Here is a 17882-nt window from a genome sequence, read left to right on the forward strand (position 1 = left end):
GGCCTGACGGACGGGAGGCACGGTGCCAGCTGGCACCGTGCCTCCCGTCCGTCGTCCGTCCCGTGCACGGCACGCGGTCACGTCACCGGGTCAGCGCTCGGACTCCGGGATGCCGGACGTCTGGATCGGTCCGGTGAAGAGCGCGCCGCGCTCGTCGTCACCGAACAGCTGCGAGTCCCCCTCTGCCGGGCGTCCGCGGCGGCGCGGTGCCGCCGCACCCGGCTCGGTGAGCTGCACCCGCTGGACCGGCAGGGCGTCCGGGTGGGTGCGCTGGATCCACTCGACCATCTCCTCGCGGACGTAGCAGCGGAGGTCGAACAGGCCGCCGGCGTCGGGTGCCGTCACGAGGATGCGGACCCGGACCAGTCCCCCGACGGCGTCCGTGACCTGGAGCACCTTGACCCGGCGGTCCCAGATCGTCGAGGTGTCGAGGATCCGGTCGAGCTCCGCCCGCATGTCGGCCGGGCTCACCCGCCAGTCGAGGTCGAACTCGACGGCACCGAGCAGTTCGCTGCCGGTCCGGGTCCAGTTCTCGAACGGCGTGCTCGTGAAGTACGTCGACGGCAGCACGAACCGACGGTCGTCCCACAGGTGCACGACGACGTAGGTCAGCGTGATCTCCTCGATCCGTCCCCACTGCTGCTCGACCACGACGACGTCGTCCACCCGGATCGACCCGGAGAACGCCAGCTGCATGCCGGCGAACACGTTGCCGAGCGTGGACTGCGCGGCGAGGCCCGCGACCACGGAGATGAGGCCGGCGCTGGCGAGCACGCTCGCGCCCGCGGCCTCGACCCCGTCGAAGGTCAGCAGGATCGCGCCGACCGCGATGATGACGAGCACGGCGACGGTGAGCCGCCGGATGATGAGCACCTGGGTGCGGATGCGACGCGCCTGCCGGTTGTCGGGCACGTCGATGCGGAAGCGGTGCAGCCCGAGGTCCTCGAGGAAGATCGCGACCTGGCACGCGAGCCAGCAACCGGTCGCGATCGTGACGATCAGGAACGCGTGCGCGACCTCGTCGCGCCACGGGTAGGCGTCGGGGTTCCGCGGGATGCTCGACGTGAACGCGATCCAGAGCAGGACCACCAGCAGCACGGTGCGGAAGGGGTGCTTCGTCCGTCGCGAGAGCACGCCGGCCCAGCGTTCCCGGCGCGCGATCGCCCGGAGGACCAGGTGCAGGACGAGGGCGACGACGGCGGTGACGAGCAGGGCGAACCCGATCGCGACGAGGAGTCGGAGGAGGATGTCCATCCCTCCATGCAAGCAACGGACGACGGTCGTCGTTCAGGTTCGGGCCGCCGTCGGCTGTGCGGACGTTCAGTCGCCGCGGTTCGACCGAACCGGGTTTTGCGTGACGCCCCGGTCCGGTGCGCATGTAGGTTCTCTCGCATGACAGCGCAGAACGACACGGGTGGCAACCGAGCGCCGGCGAACGACTTCTCGCACGAGCAGGAGGGCTACCAGCACGGTCTGAAGCCCCGGCAACTGCAGATGATCGCGATCGGCGGCGCGATCGGCACCGGCCTCTTCCTCGGTGCCGGTGCACGCCTGCACACCGCGGGCCCCGCGCTCGCGCTGACCTACCTGGTCGCCGGGATCTTCGCCTTCTTCATCCTGCGGGCCCTGGGCGAGCTGGTGCTGCACCGCCCGTCCTCGGGATCGTTCATCTCGTACGCCCGCGAGTTCTACGGCGAGAAGTTCGCGTACGCCGCCGGCTGGATGTACTTCCTGAACTGGGCGATGACCTCGATCGTGGACACCACCGCGGTCGCGATCTACCTGCAGTACTGGTCGGCCTTCACCGCGGCGCCGCAGTGGCTGCTGGCGCTGATCGCCCTGATCGTCGTCCTCGCGGCGAACATGGTCGCCGTGAAGGTGTTCGGCGAGCTCGAGTTCTGGTTCGCCCTGATCAAGGTCGCCGCACTGGTGGCGTTCCTCGTCGTCGCGATCATCTGGCTCGTCTTCGCGTTCCCGGTCGAGGCCGGTGGCGAGGCCGTGCGCACCGGCTTCTCGATCTGGGGCGACAACGGCGGGCTGTTCCCGAACGGGCTGCTCCCCGCGGTCATCGTGATCCAGGGTGTCGTCTTCGCCTACGCCGCGATCGAGCTCGTCGGCACGGCATCGGGTGAGACGCAGAACGCCGAGAAGGTCATCCCGCGCGCGATCAACTCCGTCGTCTTCCGCATCGCGGTCTTCTACGTCGGGTCGATCGTCCTGCTCTCCCTGCTGCTGCCGTACACGGCCTACAAGGAGGGCGAGAGCCCCTTCGTGACGTTCTTCTCGTCGCTCGGCAACCCGCACGTCGGCGCGATCGTCGGCGGCATCATGAACTTCGTCGTGCTCACCGCCGCCCTGTCGTCGCTGAACGCCGGCCTGTACTCCACCGGACGCGCGCTCCACTCGATGGGCATGAACGGTTCGGCGCCGAAGTGGACCACGAAGATGTCGAAGGGCGGCGTCCCCTACGCCGGCATCCTGCTCACCGCCGCGTTCACCGTCGCGGGCGTCGTGCTGAACTACTTCGTCCCGAAGCAGGCGTTCGAGATCGCCCTGAACATCGCCAGCCTCGGCATCATCACCGCGTGGGGCACGATCATCCTGTGCCAGATGCGACTGCGCCAGTGGGCCAAGCAAGGGCTCGCGAAGGAACCCTCGTTCAAGCTCCCCGGGGCGCCGGTCACGGCGTGGCTGACCCTGGCGTTCCTCGCCTCGGTCATCGTCCTGATGGCGATCGACTACCCCGTCGGCACGTACACCATCGCGTCCCTCGTCATCATCATCCCGCTGCTCGTCGTCGGCTGGTTCCTGCAGCGTGACCGCATCCTGCGCATCGCCGCCCTGCGCGAGGGCGTCACCGGCCCCTACCCGATCGGCGTCCGCGACCCCGCCGCCTCGGTGCGACGCGACGGCGACGGGAGCTAGCGCTCCGCTTGTCCCCGGAACGCAAGGCCCCAGCGCCGAACACGAGCGGTCCGGCACCCGTCGCTACCATCAGCGGGTGCCGGACCGCTCTCCTTCTCCCACCCTCGACCTGCAGCTCAGCTGGCGAGGTGCCTACGGACGCCTCCGGGTGTTCGCGGATCGTCTCGAGGCCGAGACCGACTACCAGCGCGAGACCCGCACCGTGGTGCCGATGGACGCGGTGCAGGGGTGGCGCCTCGGACCGTGCGACGAGGACGCCGTCTGCGTGGAGTTCCTCGCCGGGCAGGACACCTACCGGGTGCTGCTCGACACCCCGGACGAGCAGCTCGCTGCGCTGGCGATCCGGAAGGTGCTCGGCCCGCCGCTGGAGTCCTGAGGACGCCGGTGCCGGGGCCCGCTGCCCCGTTGCCCGGGCCCCGTTGCCCGGGTGCCCGGCTGCCCGGCTCAGTCGTCGGTGTCGACGCGGTCGGTGACGACGTCACCGGAGCCGGCGTCGATGCGCACGCTGTGCTTGGTGCCGGACGAGTCGAGCACGTCGCCCTCCCAGACGACCGTGCCGACGTGGTCGTCGAGGCCGAGCTCGGTCACGGTCCCCGCGTGCAGGTCCTGGAAGGCGTCGACGGCCTGCTTGACGCTCAGGTCGGCGGCGGCGACGAAGCGCTCGTGCTCGGCCTTGTCGTCCGCGTCGGCGGCCTCGGTCTGCGGGGTGCCGGCGACCGAGGTGCCGTCGGCGTTCGTGTGCACCTCGTGCTCGGTGCCGTCCTTGGTCACGACGAGGACCTCGTAGGCGGAGGCGCCCTGCTCCTGCTCGACCGAGATGACGGTGCCCGAGCCGACCTCACCGCGTGCGGTGGCGACGGCGGCGAGCAGGGCCTTGTTCGAGCCGGAGGACGCCGAGCCGGACGATGACGAGCCGGTACCGGTGCCGGTGCCGGCCGGGTCCGTGGCCGACGAGCCGACCGAGCCGGAGCCGGCCGAGCCGGTGTCGTCGTCGGAGTCGTCGCTGGCGCAGCCGGTGAGTGCGAGCGCCGCGACGATCGGCAGGGCGGCGAACGCGGCGATGCGGCGGGCGGAGGGCTTCTGGTGCTGGGTACGGGAGTTCATGTGGACGAGCATCGCGTCGGGGTGCTGAAGCAGCCCTGAAGCCGCCTGTTCAGCCGCCGAGTGCGATGCGGACGACGAACCGTGCGCCACCGAGCGGGGACGCGACCACCGTCGTCTCGCCGCCGTGGGCCCGCACGGCGTCGCGGACGATGGCGAGGCCGAGCCCCGCGCCGCCGGCGTCCCGGCTGCGGGCCTCGTCGAGACGGACGAACCGTTCGAAGACCCGCTCGCGCTCGTCCTCGGGGACGCCGGTGCCGTCGTCGTCGACCGTGAGCACCGCGGACCCGTCGTGCTCGGTGAGCGACACGGCAACGCGTGTGCTCGCGTGCCGGACGGCGTTGTCGACGAGGTTCCGGACCACCCCCGCCAACACGCGCTCGTCGCCGAGGACCCGCGCTGCCGAGATCGCCGAGCCGTCCACCCGCACCACCGGCGCGTCGCCGTGCCGCTCGGGCGCGACACCCGCCGTCGACCGTGCCCGCGCGCGGGCCACCGCGTCGAGCGCGAGGTCGTCGAGGTCGACGGGGCGCCGCGTGCGGATCCCGCCCTCGTCGAGGCGGGAGAGCTCGAGCAGCCCGGTGACCAGGTCCTGCAGCCGCACCGCCTCGGACCGCACGACGTCGGCGAGGTCCGCCACCTCGGTCCGCTCCGGGTGCGCGACGGCGACCTCGGCGTGCTGCCGGATCGACGCGATCGGCGACCGGAGTTCGTGGGAGGCATCGGACACGAAGCGCCGCTGGCTCTCGGCGGAGCGTTCGAGGCGGTCGAGCATGGCGTTCATGGTGCTCGCGAGCCGGGCGACCTCGTCGCCGGTGTCCGGCACCTCGACCCGGGCGTCGGGACGGGCCGCCCGGATCGTCTCGACCTCGGTGCGCATCCGTTCCACCGGCCGCAGCGAGCGCCCGGTGACGGCCCAGGTGACCGCGACCAGCAGGAGCACCAGCACGGGCACCCCCACGGCGAGGAGCACGACGGCGGTGCGGACCGCGGTGTCGGCCTGGTCGAGCGTGGCGCCGTAGACGAGCGTCGCCTCACCGCCGCCGGGCAGGTCCACGTCGTCCGCCACGAGCAACCAGCGTTCGCCGTCGTGGGTCCACCGGGACTCGTCGGCGATCGGGAGGGCGTCCCCGTCGGCGTCCTCGCCGTGCGCCAGGACCGCCCCGCCGTCGCCGATCACCTGCACCAGGACGTCCTCGTAGCCGGTCACCGCGGCCGCACCGTCCGCCTCGACCCGGGAGGACACCTGCTCGAGACCCGCCTCGGCCGAGGTCCGCACGCCGTCGAGCAGCACGAGCCGCAGCACGACGACGAAGGCGACGGCACCGATGACCAGGGCCGCGAGGACGACGGCACCGGCGCCGAGCGTGGTGCGGGCCCGGACCGAACGGGCGCGCCGTGGCCTGCTTCGTGCGGCTCCGCTCGCACGGGGGTCCGGCCGCTCAGCCACCGTCGGCCGCCAAGCGGTACCCGGCGCCCCGGACCGTCTCGATCGCGGCACGCCCGAACGGTCGGTCGAGCTTCCGGCGGAGGTGCCCGACGTACACCTCGACGATGTTCGGGTCGCCCTCGAAGTCGACGTCCCAGACGTTCTCGATGACGTCGCGCTTCGACCGGACCTGTCCCGGGTGCCGTGCGAGGTACTCGAGCACGGCGAACTCGCGGCTGGTCAGCTCGACAGGGGTGTCGCCGCGGACCACGGTGCGCGCCGCGGGGTCGACCACCAGGTCGCCGAGCGTCAGGACGGTGGGGCGCTCGCGGGCACCCCGTCGGACGAGCGCCCGCAACCGTGCGACGAGCACCGGGTGCGAGAACGGCTTGGTGACGTAGTCGTCGGCCCCCGCGTCGAGCGCCTCGACCTGGTCCCACTCGCCGTCCTTGGCCGTCAGCATGAGCACGGGGGTCCAGTCGCCGTCGGCGCGGAGCTGCGCGCACACGGCCCAGCCGCTCAGGCCGGGCATCATCAGGTCGAGCACGATCGCGTCGTAGCGGAACTCACGCGCGTGCCACAGGCCGTCCACGCCGTCGTTCGCGACGTCGACGGCCCACCCCTCGGCCTCGAGGCCGCGGCGCACGCCGTCGGCGAGCCGGACCTCGTCGTCGACCACCAGCACACGCATGGGGTCGATCCTGCCGTGCCCCGCTGAAGCAGGGCTGAAGCGGCCCGCCAGCGCGGCTCGCGACGGTGCCCGGGCGGACGGGAGGCCCGTGGCGGCGCCGCCACGGGCCTCCCGTCGGGCGGTGGTCCGGACCAGGGCCGCGCCGACCCGGCGGGCTCAGACCAGCAGCAGGATCCCGGCGATCACGGACGCGACGGCGATCGCCAGCGCGATGAGCAGGAGCACGAGGTGCACCGTGTAGAACGTCGTCGGCTTGCCGGCGGCGTCGCGGGCACGGGAGTCCTTCGCGACGCGCTGGAAGAAGCGCGGCCAGGTGACGACGTTGAAGACGGCGCCGATGAACAGGACGACTGCGGCGAAGACGAGCACGGGACGATCCTAGTGAACGTTCGCGGCGACGATGCCGGTCCGGCGACGCCGGGCGGGTGGTGCTCGGCCGCCCCCAACGCGGCCGAGTCCCGACCCGGCAGGCCACAGGATCTGTAGCACTTGCTACAGACTGTACACGGCCTGTTCGGCAGCGTCGAGGGACTACGCCGTCTCGAGCGCGGCCTCGGCGTCGGCGAGGGCGGCACGCTCGGCGTCGGTCAGGGACGCCCGTGCACCCCGGACGCCGTCGTTGATCTCGACGATGCGGCGGCTGAGCCGGGTCGCGGGGTCGTCGGTCGGCGGGTAGGCGTTGTCCACGCCGATCCGTTCGTGCAGCGGTGCCAGGCGGCGGAGCGCATCGTCCACACGGCGGGCACGGCGGCGGCGGGAGATCCGGTGCCCGACGACGAGTAGGAGCATGCCGGACGCCACGCACAGCACGGCCCCCGGCGTGGTGATGTCGTAGGGCAGCGAGAGCGCGTGCGTGACGTCCAGGTCGCCGACGACGTGGGCGACGTCCATCACGACGACCACGACCATGCGGACGACCCCGAGCACCCCGCCGAGGACCAGGACCCACAGCCCCACCAGGTCGGTGGTCGTCCGGGCTTCGCGCAGCCGGAGCACGCAGATGAACCCCGTCGCGCCGAGGGCCACGCCGAGGTACACGGTCTGCGCGATCGAGTAGACGGTGGCAGCCGGATGCGAGCCGGCGTCGAGCATGAAGGTCGTCGTGGTCGCGGGCTTGTCGAGCACGGTGAACGCGACGACGACCACCACGACGACCGCGGCGAAGGACACCACGACCGCGTTCCGGAGCCAGGGCCGCGCCGCGCCGACCGCCTTCGCCACGCCCCACAGCAGCGTGCTCGTGCCGGCCACCATGAGGCAGTCGCTGATGACGGTGACGACGTTGAACCCGCCGAGCAGCGGGTCGAGCCACCGGTACAGCGGGTCGACGTTCGTCACGATGGTGGCGGCGAAGAGCAGGAACGTGAACGCCAGGGTGCGGTCCTGCCCGCGTTGCAGGACCAACAGCACGATCGTCCCGACGATGAGCAGCACCGCCTGGACGACGGCGATGATCACCCGAAGACCCCGCGGAAGGCGCTCGGGCGGCCGCGGTGCTGGCGGATCACGGTGGCCAGGCGGTCGGCGAAGACCTCGGCCTCGTGCTCGTAGGTGTTCGAGAACATCCCCCGGGCCAGCGCACGCTCGACCTTGTACTCGGGCAGGTCGGGGATGACGTCACGGATGTAGGCGCTCTGCGGGGCGTGCTCCTGGTGCCGGTGCAGGACGTGCCCGAGCTCGTGCCCGATCACGAACGAGCGGAACGTCGGCGAGGTCGTCGGCGAGATCATCACCAGGTGCGCGTGCTCGAGGGTGGCCACGAAGCCACACACCGGTTCGGCGGCCAGGAACGACTCCTCGCGCACCACGATCGGCTTGCCGACGACGTCAGCGGCGGCGGCGACGGCCTGGTCGACGTCCGACCACCCCTCGGCGGCACCACGAGCCCAGAACGCCTCGACGAGGGCGTCGGTCATGCGACGCTCCCCCGCTGTGATTCCTCCTCGAGCACCTCGGCGATGCGCCGCAGCGCGTCGGGTGAGAGTTCACCGGGGAAGGTCCGGGCCGCGAAGCCGCTCACGCGGGCGGACCGCAGGGACCGGACGAGGGCGAGCTGGGCACCGATCCGTTCCGGTACCTCGCTGTCCTCGAGCAGGAAGCGTTCGTCGACCTCGAAGTACCCGGCCAGCAGGCGCAGGAGCTCGGTGTCGCGGTTGCGGCGGCCGTCGCCGGAGAGCATGTAGGTCCACTTCGCCCGCGACAGCGACCCGCCGTGCGCCGCGACGTACTCCTCGATCGAGGAGAACGGCACCGGGGCGCCACGCTGCGACTCCTCGAAGTCGAGGAGCAGGTTGAGGCGGCGCGCGAGCTCGGCGGCGTCGAGCGCCCCGCCCTTCAGATCACCCGTGTCCATCTCGGACTCCTCCCCAGCCGTGTCCGCGCGACCTGTGGGTCCGGCGCGTGGACGCCATGCTAGCGCGGGTGCCCGGCACGCGCGCCGCTACCCTCGTGGGCATGCCCCGCCGCTTCCCCGCCACCGTCGCGGCACCGGTCGAGCACGAGATCGTCATCACGAAGTCGCGGTTCATCACCACCGTCGCGCCGGTGACCGGGGTCGAGGACGCCGACCGCGTGATCGCCGAGGTCCGCCGGCGGTACTGGGACGCCCGGCACAACTGCACGGCGATGGTCACCGGCGTGCTCGGCGACCAGGCCCGTTCCTCGGACGACGGGGAGCCCTCCGGCACCGCGGGCGTCCCGATGCTCGAGGTCCTGCGACGCCGCGGGCTGACCGACGTCGTCGCGGTCGTCACGCGGTACTTCGGCGGGGTGAAGCTCGGTGCCGGCGGACTGGTCCGGGCCTACTCGACCTCGGTGTCCGAGGCGCTCGACACGGCGCTCCTCGTCCGTCGCGAGGCATTGACGCAGGTGCGCTTCGACGTCGACCACGCCGACGCCGGGCGGCTCGACAACGTGCTGCGCGACTGGGTCCGGCACCACCACGCGACGCTCGGCCCGACCGAGTACGGGCAGGCGGCGACCTTCGAGGTGTGGGTCCCCCACGAGGCGCTCGGCGCCCTGACCGCCGACCTCGCCGCCGCGTCGGCCGGTTCGCTCGAACCCGTCATCGGCGAGGAGCGGATCGTCGACGTCCGCGCCGACTGAATTCGCAGTTCCTGCACACCTCGGGCGTGTCTCGGCATCGGCGTGGAAACCTGCCCGGAACGCACGAACGCCCCGACTCGATGAGCCGGGGCGTTCGTCTTGCGGTGCACCCCCTCGGACTTGAACCGAGAACCCACTGATTAAGAGTCAGTTGCTCTGCCAATTGAGCTAGAGGTGCATGTTCCGGCTTCCGTGCCGCAACGGGAATCAACAATAGCATGGGTTTCGCGCGCCCACGACCACTCGCGGGCACACGACGCGAACAGGAGCACCATGACCGACCGTCTCGTTCCCGGCGACACCGCCCCCGACTTCACGCTGCCCGACCAGGACGGCGTCGAGCACTCCCTCGCTGCCCTCCGCGGGAAGAAGGTCATCGTGTACTTCTACCCGGCGGCGTCCACCCCGGGCTGCACCACCGAGGCCTGCGACTTCCGCGACAACATGTCCTCGCTGCAGGCCGCCGGCTACGAGGTCCTCGGCGTCTCGAAGGACGAGCAGGCGAAGCTCAAGACGTTCCAGCACGAGCAGGCACTGACCTTCCCGCTGCTGAGCGACCCCGACCTCGCCGTGCACAAGGCCTACGCGGCCTGGGGCGAGAAGAACAACTACGGCAAGATCGTCACCGGCACGATCCGGTCCACGATCGTGGTCGACGAGGACGGCACCGTGCAGCTGCCGCTCTACAACGTCAAGGCCACCGGGCACGTGGCGAGCCTGCGGAAGAAGCTCGGCCTGGTCTGAGGGCCGGCCACGCACTGGAGGCCCGGTGCCGGTTCCGAGAACCGGCACCGGGCCTCCAGTGCGTGGCGGACCAGACCGTCTACTCGGCCGGACGCGCGAGCGCCGCCGTCACCGACCGCGACAGCACCAGCGTGATGCCGAGCAGGGCCGGGACGAGCAGCACCCAGCCGACCGCGGCGACGCGGAAGACACCCTGGAACGCCCCGATCGCGATGGCACCCTGCAGGACCTGCCAGACGATGATGCCGGAGCGCACCCACGCCCGGCCCTGCCACAGGCCGTTCAGCAGCGCGCCGAGCCAGAGCGCAGCGACGGCGACGAGGACGGTGAGGGCGATGCCGGACGCGATGCTCGTGGCCGGGGCGACGACCAGTTCGACGATCAGGACGATGGTCACGACCACCAGCGCGAGGAACTCGAGGCCGACCACGGCGAGCAGCCCCAGCATCGCCGGCGACCGGCGCGCGACGGGCGTGGAGGGTTCGGTGTCGTTCGGGGTGTCGTCGTGCACAGTGATCCTCCAGCATCGGAACCCTTGATTTGGCCCTACCAGTATGGAACGATATTGGAGGTCGTTTGGACGGCACGATGTGGTGTGCGTCTCCCGTGGTTCATCGCTCCTCCCCCGAGCGTCTCGCGGGCGTCAGACACGCTTCCTGCGGACTCCTCCCCACAGTTGTCCCCTCCATGCCGCATGCATGGTCAGCGGTCCGATCCCCCGAACCACGGCCCCGGCCTGCCGTTCGAGCATCGACATCAAGGAGCACCACACATGGACTGGCGTGACAAGGCTGCCTGCCTCACCGCAGACCCCGAGCTCTTCTTCCCCGTCGGGAACACCGGGCCCGCCGTCGACCAGATCGAGAAGGCCAAGTCGGTCTGTGCGCGTTGCACGGTCACCGAGATGTGCCTGCAGTACGCACTCGAGAACAACCAGGACTCGGGTGTCTGGGGTGGTCTCAGCGAGGACGAGCGTCGTGCGCTGAAGCGTCGCGCCGCCCGCGCTCGCCGCGCGTCCTGACCCCGGTCGTCTGACACCACGACGCCCGTCGTCCCCTCGGGGGCGGCGGGCGTCGTCGTGAGCGCGGTGCGGGTTCTGCAGAACACCGGTGTTCACGCGTCGAACACCGGAACGCGGGTGTTCGACCGGTGAACACCGGTGTCTTGCGGACTCGAACCGCCGGGCGGCGTCAGGCGGCGGGGGCGGTCAGCCAGCGGAACGGGATGGTGATCGTCACCTCGGTGCCGCTGCCCGTCAGGGTGTGCCAGTCGATGGTGCCGCCGAGCTCACCCTGGATGAGCGTGCGGACGATCTGCGTGCCGAGGCCCGAGCCGACCTTGCCCTCGGGGAGCCCCACGCCGTTGTCGCGGACCTCGATCTCCAGGTGGTCGTCGAAGCGGCGGGCGACGATCTCGACCTCGCCGTCGCGGCCGTCCAGCCCGTGCTCGACGGCGTTCGTCACGAGTTCGGTGAGGCCGAGCGCGAGCGGCGTCGCGGCCTCGGAGGGCAGCACGCCGAACTCGCCGGTCTTCTTCGGGTGCACGGTGGTGTTGTGCGACGCGGCGACCTCGGTCACCAGCTTGAGCACCGAGTCGAACACCTCGTCGAAGTCCACCGTCTGGCTGAGGCCGCTCGACAGGGTGTCGTGCACGACGGCGATGGCGGCGACGCGACGCATGGCGTTCTGCAGCGAGGTCCGCGCTTCGTCCGAGTGCGTGCGACGCGCCTGGATCCGCAGCAGGGACGCCACCGTCTGCAGGTTGTTCTTCACGCGGTGGTGGATCTCGCGGATCGTGGCGTCCTTGGTGATGAGCTCACGCTCCTGGTGCCGCAGCTCGGACACGTCGCGGCAGAGCACGATGGCACCGATGCGCTCACCGTGGTCGCGGAGCGGGATCGAGCGGAGCGACACCGTGACGCCCTTCGACTCGATGTCCGCCCGCCACGGTGCGCGGCCGGTGACGACGAGCGGCAGGGACTCGTCGACGTCGAGCTGGGCGCCGATGAGCTCGGTGGTGACCTCGGCGAGGGACTTCCGCTCGAGCTCGCCCTCGAAGCCCATCCGGTTGAACGCGCTCAGACCGTTCGGGCTCGCGAACGTGACGATGCCGGCGGTGTCGAGCCGCAGCAGACCGTCGCTGGCACGGGGCGCCCCACGACGGGGGCCCGCCGGTGCACCGAGGTCGGGGAAGTCACCGGTGGCGATCATGCCGAACAGGTCGTTCGCGCTCGCGGTGAAGTTGAGTTCCTGGCGGCTCGGGGTCCGCATCTCGTCCTGGTTGGAGTGCCGGGTGACGACGGCGATCGGTCGCTCGGTCGTCTCGGCGCTCTTCGCGCTCAGGCGGCGGAGCACCGGGATCGCGCGGACACGGGTCGGGGTGTCCTCGTACCAGTCCGGCTCGGCGGAGTCGACGACCCGTGATCCGGCGAAGCTCTCGGTCACCTGGCCGCGCCACTCCTCGCGGATCTCCTGGCCGACGATGTCCCGGTAGAACAGCGTCGCCGCGGAGCTCGGCCGGGCGTGGGCGACGGCCACGAACGAGCCGTCCTCGGCGGTCGGGACCCAGAGCACCATGTCGGCGAAGGACAGGTCGGCGAGGAGCTGCCAGTCCCCCACGAGCAGGTGGAGCCACTCCACGTCTGCTTCCGAGGAACGGCCTTGCGCGAGGACGAGGTCACTGAGGGTCGACACCCAGCCAGTCTAGGTCCGCTGCCTTGTGGAGAACGTCGCCCTCTCCACAGGGTAGACCGGTGTGTATTTCGTATGTCGCACGCCCCATACGCTCGCTCCAACGACGGAAGGGGCAGGGGTGGCAGAGCAGGCACGCCGCATCGATCACGAGACGACGACGGCGCACCCACCGCCGCTGCGGATCGTCGAGCCGGCGCCGGAGCCCGCCGTGGTGACCGGTCCCCCGGACCCGGCGACGACCGCACGGGCGCTCGGGCTCTGCGTCGCCGAGGTGCTCACCGGCGCGCGGGAGGTCGACAGCATCGCCCGCTGGATCAGCGATGACGTGCAGCGCCACCTGCAGCAGCGCGCCGCGGTCGCCGCGCATGCCCGGGGCTCCGGGCGGCGCCCACGCGGGCGCCCGGTGCTCCGGGTCGGCAGCGTGCTCGTCTGCCGCCCCGCGGCGGGCGTCGCCGAGGCGACGGTGGTCGTGCACGCGCGCAGTCACGCTCGGGCGGTCGCCATGCGGCTCGAAGAGCGACACGGACGGTGGCAGGCGACCGCGATCGGGGTCCTGTAGCCGGGCCGCGGACGGACGGGAGGCCCGGTGCCAGCTGGCACCGGGCCTCCCGTCCGTCGGCGGTCACGCTCGGTGAGCAGAAATGGTCGGGTCCCGATGTGGGACCCGACCATTCCTGCTCACGATGCGCTCGCGCGCAGACGCTAGTTCTTCTTGGCCGCCTGGCGACGCTCGGCGCGGTTGCTCGCCGCGGCCTGACCGGAGGCGGTGGCCGCGTTGCCGAACGCGGAGCCCTGCTCCGGCTCGGCGGCCGCTTCGGCCTCGGCCTGGGCGCGCTGCGCACGAGCGGTCGCGGCCTGCTCGAGGCGACCCTTCTCGTCGCGGACCTCGACCTCGCCGTCGATCGACGGTGCCGAGTACTCGAGGCCGGAGACCTCGTCCTCGCCGAGACCCTTGGCCTCGATCACCGCGTTCTCGCCGTCGGACTGCACCTGGACCTCGAGGTTGAAGAGGTAGCCCACGGACTCTTCGCGGATCTGCCCCATCATCGTCTGGAACAGGGCGTAGCCCTCGCGCTGGTACTCGACCAGCGGGTCGCGCTGCGCCATCGCGCGGAGGCCGATGCCGTCCTTGAGGTAGTCCATCTCGTACAGGTGGTCGCGCCAGCGGCGGTCGATCACCGAGAGCACCACGCGACGCTCGAGCTCACGCATCGCCTCGTCGCCGAGGAGCTCCTCGCGCTGCTGGTAGGCCAGCTTGGCGTCGGAGAGGATCTCGCGGGCCAGGAAGTCACGCGATGCCTTGCCCTTCGAGCCGGCCTCGGTGATGACCTCGTCGATGGAGATCGAGATCGGGTAAAGCGTGCCGAGCTCGGTCCACATGGCGTCGAGGTCCCAGTCGTCCGGGGAGCCTTCGCCGGTGTGGCTGTCGATCACGTCGTCGATGACGGCCTTGAGGAACGACTGCGCGCGGTCGTGCAGGTCGTCGCCCTCGAGGATGTGGCGGCGGTCGCTGTAGATCGCCTCGCGCTGGCGGTTCAGGACGTCGTCGTACTTCAGGACGTTCTTGCGGATCTCGGCGTTGCGGCCCTCGACCTGCGCCTGGGCGGAACGGATCGCACGGCCGACGAGCTTGTTCTCGATCGCCAGGTCGTCCGGCACGTTCGAGCGGCCCATGAGGCTCTCGGCGGCACCGGAGTTGAACAGGCGCATCAGGTCGTCGGTCAGCGACAGGTAGAAGCGGCTCTCGCCCGGGTCACCCTGGCGGCCGGAACGACCACGCAGCTGGTTGTCGATGCGGCGTGACTCGTGGCGCTCGGTGCCGAGCACGTACAGGCCGCCGACGGCGCGGACCTTGTCGCCCTCTTCCTCGACCTCGGCCTTGACCCGGGCGAACACGTCGTCCCACTCGGCCTCGTACTCGTCGGGGGTCTCGGTCGGCGACAGGCCCTTGGCGTGCATCTCCTGCACGGCGAGGAACTCCGCGTTGCCACCGAGCATGATGTCGGTACCACGACCGGCCATGTTCGTCGCGACGGTCACGGCGCCGAAGCGACCGGCCTGGGCGACGATCGCGGCTTCACGTGCGTGGTTCTTCGCGTTGAGGACCTCGTGCTTGACGCCCTGCTTGGCGAGGAGCTTCGACAGGTACTCGGACTTCTCGACGCTCGTGGTGCCGACGAGGACGGGCTGGCCCTTCTCGTGGCGCTCCGCGATGTCCTCGGCGACCTGCTCGAACTTCGCCTTCTCGTTCTTGTAGACGAGGTCGGTCTGGTCGATGCGCTGCATCGGCTTGTTCGTCGGGATGGGCACGACGCCGAGCTTGTAGGTCGACATGAACTCGGCCGCCTCGGTCTCGGCGGTACCGGTCATGCCGGAGAGCTTCTGGTAGAGGCGGAAGTAGTTCTGCAGCGTGACGGTGGCGAGGGTCTGGTTCTCGGCCTTGACCTCGACACCTTCCTTCGCCTCGATCGCCTGGTGGATGCCCTCGTTGTAGCGGCGGCCCATCAGGATGCGGCCGGTGTGCTCGTCGACGATGAGCACCTCGCCGTTCATCACGACGTAGTCCTTGTCCTTCTTGAACAGGGCGACGGCCTTGATGGAGTTGTTCAGGAACGAGATGAGCGGGGTGTTCGCCGACTCGTACAGGTTCTCGATGCCGAGGTAGTCCTCGACCTTCTCGATGCCGGGCTCGAGGACACCGACGGTGCGCTTCTTCTCGTCGACCTCGTAGTCCTCGCCCGGGGTGAGGCGCTTGGCGATCGAGGCGAACTCGGTGAACCAGCGGTTGGCCTCGCCCGAGGACGGACCGGAGATGATGAGCGGCGTGCGGGCCTCGTCGATGAGGATCGAGTCGACCTCGTCCACGACGGCGAAGAAGTGGCCGCGCTGCACCATGTCGGAGGCCTGCCACGCCATGTTGTCGCGCAGGTAGTCGAAGCCGAACTCGTTGTTGGTGCCGTACGTGATGTCGGCGGCGTACTGCTCGCGGCGCTCGGCCGGGGTCTGGTTCGCGATGATGCAGCCGGTGGTCATGCCCAGCGCGCGGAAGACGCGGCCCATGATCTCGGACTGGTACGACGCCAGGTAGTCGTTGACCGTGATGACGTGCACGCCGCGCGACGGGATCGCGTTGAGGTACGCGGCGGTCGTCGCGACGAGGGTCTTGCCCTCACCGGTCTTCATCTCGGCGATGTTGCCGAGGTGCAGTGCCGCACCACCCATGAGCTGCACGTCGAAGTGCCGCATGCCCAGGGTCCGCTTCGCGGCTTCACGCACGGCGGCGAACGCCTCGGGCAGGAGGTCGTCGAGGGTCTCGCCGTTGGCGTACCGCTCGCGCAGCTCCTTGGTCTCGTCGTGGAGTTCCTCGTCGGTGAGGCTCGAGAAGTCGTCCTCGAGGTCGTTGATGGCCGAGGCGTACGCCTTCAGCCGGCGGAGGGTTCGTCCTTCGCCGATGCGGAGGACCTTCTCCAGCACGTTTGCCACGTGAACTCCTTACGAGGTCGTCGCGCGCGACCTGCACGCCCGATCGACCAGTCATGCTAGCAACCCGCGAACCCACGGCGCTGTGAGCGGCGCGGCTGTCGCGGACACGGGTGTGCGCGGCCCGCGAACGGACCGCGCACACGGTGCGGGACCGGAGGCCCCGAGTCGGATCAGGCGATCGCGGCTGCGCGCTCCGCGTCGGTGTCGACCGCAGCCGGCGCCTGGCCTGCGGGCACCTCGTCGATGCCGATCACGCCGTAGTCCCAGCCCTTGCGTCGGTAGACGACACTCGGACGGCGGGTCTCGGCGTCGAGGAACAGGTAGAAGTCGTGCCCGACGAGTTCCATGTAGTACAGGGCGTCGTCGACCGTCATCGGGGCGGCCTCGAAGACCTTGTGCCGGATGACGACCGGGCTGTAGACCTCGTTCTCGTCCTCGGCGGCCTCTTGATCGACGACCGGGACGGCACCGGTCGCGACGTCCTCGATGAGCTTGCCGTCGGCCGGGACGACGCCCATGCCGTCGAAGCCGCTGCCGGCGGCCTCGGCGACCGAGGTGGGGCGGTGCCGGCCGTGGTGCACCTTGCGGCGGTCACGCGCCCGACGGAGGCGTTCCATGATCCGCGCGAAGGCGAGGTCGAAGGCGGCGTACTTGTCCGACGCCGCGGACTCGGCCCGTACGAGCGGCCCCGGTCCGATCAGCGTGAGCTCCACGCGGTCCTCGCCCTGGCTGCCGCTCGACTTCTCGTGGTGGCGGCTGATGCGCACCTCGAAGGCGAGGGCGCGGTCGGCGAGCACGTCGATCTTCTCGGACTTCTGTTCGACGTAGGTGCGGAAACGGTCGGTGACCCCGACGTTCCGGCCCGTGATCGTCACGTCCATGTGGCGGCTCCCATCCAGTGTCGGCGCGTCGCCTCCGTCCGGCGACCCGAACGCCTTGTCGCGAGGCTAGACCCGGCGCACCCTCGGCGTCACGGGGAGGCGGCGAGTCCGCCGGACACTCACCGGACACACAGCGGCCACCGGGTGTTCACCGAGCATCAGTCGTCGACGCTCGCCACGGCGACGCAGCGCACCACCCGACCGCCCGCCGCCCGCACCGCTCGGACGCCCTCGGCCATCGTGACGCCCGTCGTCACGACGTCGTCGACGAGCACGACGTCGCGGCCGTCGACACCGGTCGCCCGCAGGGTCCCGACGGTCGCGGCGACGCGTTCCACCGCCGACCGCTCCTTCTGCCCCGGTCCGGATCGCCGTCGTCCGGCAGGGGTCCGGCCGAGGCGCCCCGTGTGCCGGACACCACCACGGGCGAGCAGCAGCACCACCGGGTCGAACCCACGGCGTCGGCCACCCGCGCGGGACGGCGGAACCCGGAGCACCACGGTGCCGTCCGGGGCCGCGGCGAGCGCCGCGCGGACGAGGACACCGAAGCGGACGCCGAGCGGACGGGCGACGTCGACCCGGCCCCGGAGCTTGAGTTCGAGCACCAGGGTGCGGACCAGCCCCTCGTACTCGAAGGCCGCGTCGAGCCGGACGCCGGCGACCAGCCGGACCCGCCGGGGCCGTGCGTCGAGCGCCGCGCGGCACGGTGGGCAGAGCGCGCGGTCCGGGCGGCCGCAGCCCAGGCAGGCGACTGGCAGGAAGAGCCCGAGCACGGCGAGCAGGGCGTCACGCCACGGGGTGGGGGCGTCGTCAGGGGGCATGCCCACGAC

Annotated in this window: 19 protein-coding genes and 1 tRNA gene; 6 read left to right on the forward strand and 14 right to left on the reverse strand. The window is 70.9% G+C overall.

Annotation, left to right across the window (positions count from 1 at the left end; all coding sequences use genetic code 11):
• Nucleotides 1-90: 90 nt before the first annotated feature.
• On the reverse strand, nt 91-1254 hold the full coding sequence (locus tag DEJ04_RS14875; protein ID WP_111039907.1) for a mechanosensitive ion channel family protein: 1164 nt from the start codon (nt 1252-1254) through the stop codon (nt 91-93).
• Nucleotides 1255-1392: 138 nt separating this feature from the next.
• On the opposite strand from DEJ04_RS14875, the gene DEJ04_RS14880 reads away from it, so the two are divergent.
• Both DEJ04_RS14880 and DEJ04_RS14885 read left to right on the forward strand, forming a co-directional pair.
• Nucleotides 1393-2925, forward strand: coding sequence for an amino acid permease (locus DEJ04_RS14880; RefSeq protein WP_111029500.1), 1533 nt, complete (start codon nt 1393-1395; stop codon nt 2923-2925).
• 76 nt (nt 2926-3001) lie between these two features.
• Complete coding sequence (locus DEJ04_RS14885; RefSeq protein ID WP_146237762.1) at nt 3002-3301, forward strand: hypothetical protein; 300 nt, start codon at nt 3002-3004, stop codon at nt 3299-3301.
• 68 nt (nt 3302-3369) lie between these two features.
• On the opposite strand, the gene DEJ04_RS14890 is transcribed toward DEJ04_RS14885, so the two are convergent.
• From DEJ04_RS14890 to DEJ04_RS14920, 7 genes are all read right to left on the reverse strand, one after another.
• On the reverse strand, nt 3370-4029 hold the full coding sequence (locus tag DEJ04_RS14890; RefSeq protein ID WP_146248735.1) for a PepSY domain-containing protein: 660 nt from the start codon (nt 4027-4029) through the stop codon (nt 3370-3372).
• Between the two features lie 49 nt (nt 4030-4078).
• Nucleotides 4079-5476, reverse strand: coding sequence for a cell wall metabolism sensor histidine kinase WalK (locus DEJ04_RS14895; protein WP_111047594.1), 1398 nt, complete (start codon nt 5474-5476; stop codon nt 4079-4081).
• Nucleotides 5469-6146: a response regulator transcription factor gene (locus DEJ04_RS14900; RefSeq protein ID WP_111047595.1), complete on the reverse strand. Its 678-nt coding sequence runs from the start codon at nt 6144-6146 to the stop codon at nt 5469-5471. Before DEJ04_RS14900 ends, DEJ04_RS14895 begins: the two co-directional genes overlap by 8 nt.
• A gap of 156 nt (nt 6147-6302) precedes the next feature.
• A complete protein-coding gene (locus tag DEJ04_RS14905) occupies nt 6303-6515 on the reverse strand; it encodes an SCO4848 family membrane protein (RefSeq protein WP_027466517.1) in 213 nt (70 codons plus the stop codon).
• Nucleotides 6516-6677: 162 nt separating this feature from the next.
• A complete protein-coding gene (locus DEJ04_RS14910) occupies nt 6678-7604 on the reverse strand; it encodes a hypothetical protein (protein WP_111047596.1) in 927 nt (308 codons plus the stop codon).
• Nucleotides 7601-8062: an ImmA/IrrE family metallo-endopeptidase gene (locus DEJ04_RS14915; protein WP_071405780.1), complete on the reverse strand. Its 462-nt coding sequence runs from the start codon at nt 8060-8062 to the stop codon at nt 7601-7603. The genes DEJ04_RS14910 and DEJ04_RS14915 overlap by 4 nt, the downstream gene beginning before the upstream one ends.
• A complete protein-coding gene (locus DEJ04_RS14920; RefSeq protein ID WP_051596928.1) occupies nt 8059-8499 on the reverse strand; it encodes a hypothetical protein in 441 nt (146 codons plus the stop codon). Before DEJ04_RS14920 ends, DEJ04_RS14915 begins: the two co-directional genes overlap by 4 nt.
• Before the next feature lie 101 nt (nt 8500-8600).
• Between DEJ04_RS14920 and DEJ04_RS14925 the strand changes: the two genes are divergently transcribed.
• Nucleotides 8601-9251: a YigZ family protein gene (locus DEJ04_RS14925; protein WP_375334737.1), complete on the forward strand. Its 651-nt coding sequence runs from the start codon at nt 8601-8603 to the stop codon at nt 9249-9251.
• 105 nt (nt 9252-9356) lie between these two features.
• Here DEJ04_RS14925 and DEJ04_RS14930 read toward each other — a convergent pair.
• Nucleotides 9357-9429 (reverse strand) — tRNA-Lys (locus DEJ04_RS14930).
• A 95-nt stretch (nt 9430-9524) separates the two neighbouring features.
• On the opposite strand from DEJ04_RS14930, the gene bcp reads away from it, so the two are divergent.
• The gene (gene bcp / locus DEJ04_RS14935; protein ID WP_027466512.1) at nt 9525-9995 is read left to right on the forward strand and encodes a thioredoxin-dependent thiol peroxidase; all 471 of its coding nucleotides are present in this window, start codon (nt 9525-9527) and stop codon (nt 9993-9995) included.
• A gap of 79 nt (nt 9996-10074) precedes the next feature.
• Here bcp and DEJ04_RS14940 read toward each other — a convergent pair whose 3' ends face one another.
• The gene (locus DEJ04_RS14940) at nt 10075-10506 is read right to left on the reverse strand and encodes a hypothetical protein (RefSeq protein ID WP_111047597.1); all 432 of its coding nucleotides are present in this window, start codon (nt 10504-10506) and stop codon (nt 10075-10077) included.
• Between the two features lie 261 nt (nt 10507-10767).
• Here DEJ04_RS14940 and DEJ04_RS14945 point away from each other — a divergent pair, with 261 nt between their 5' ends.
• Nucleotides 10768-11016: a WhiB family transcriptional regulator gene (locus tag DEJ04_RS14945; RefSeq protein WP_017888820.1), complete on the forward strand. Its 249-nt coding sequence runs from the start codon at nt 10768-10770 to the stop codon at nt 11014-11016.
• A 169-nt stretch (nt 11017-11185) separates the two neighbouring features.
• Here the strand turns inward: DEJ04_RS14945 and DEJ04_RS14950 are convergent, their stop codons facing one another.
• The gene (locus DEJ04_RS14950) at nt 11186-12688 is read right to left on the reverse strand and encodes a sensor histidine kinase (protein ID WP_110865382.1); all 1503 of its coding nucleotides are present in this window, start codon (nt 12686-12688) and stop codon (nt 11186-11188) included.
• Nucleotides 12689-12806: 118 nt separating this feature from the next.
• Between DEJ04_RS14950 and DEJ04_RS14955 the strand changes: the two genes are divergently transcribed.
• Nucleotides 12807-13247 (forward strand): Rv3235 family protein, encoded by a 441-nt coding sequence (locus DEJ04_RS14955; protein ID WP_111047598.1) that lies wholly within the window; start codon nt 12807-12809, stop codon nt 13245-13247.
• 143 nt (nt 13248-13390) lie between these two features.
• On the opposite strand, the gene secA is transcribed toward DEJ04_RS14955, so the two are convergent.
• From secA to DEJ04_RS14970, 3 genes are all read right to left on the reverse strand, one after another.
• Nucleotides 13391-16171 (reverse strand): preprotein translocase subunit SecA, encoded by a 2781-nt coding sequence (gene secA, locus DEJ04_RS14960; protein ID WP_111024364.1) that lies wholly within the window; start codon nt 16169-16171, stop codon nt 13391-13393.
• A gap of 170 nt (nt 16172-16341) precedes the next feature.
• A complete protein-coding gene (gene hpf, locus DEJ04_RS14965) occupies nt 16342-17052 on the reverse strand; it encodes a ribosome hibernation-promoting factor, HPF/YfiA family (RefSeq protein WP_071405776.1) in 711 nt (236 codons plus the stop codon).
• A gap of 158 nt (nt 17053-17210) precedes the next feature.
• A complete protein-coding gene (locus DEJ04_RS14970) occupies nt 17211-17873 on the reverse strand; it encodes a ComF family protein (protein WP_146248736.1) in 663 nt (220 codons plus the stop codon).
• Nucleotides 17874-17882: the final 9 nt, after the last annotated feature.

This window comes from Curtobacterium sp. MCLR17_044 (assembly GCF_003234435.1).
GTDB classification, from domain to species: Bacteria; Actinomycetota; Actinomycetes; order Actinomycetales; family Microbacteriaceae; genus Curtobacterium; species Curtobacterium flaccumfaciens.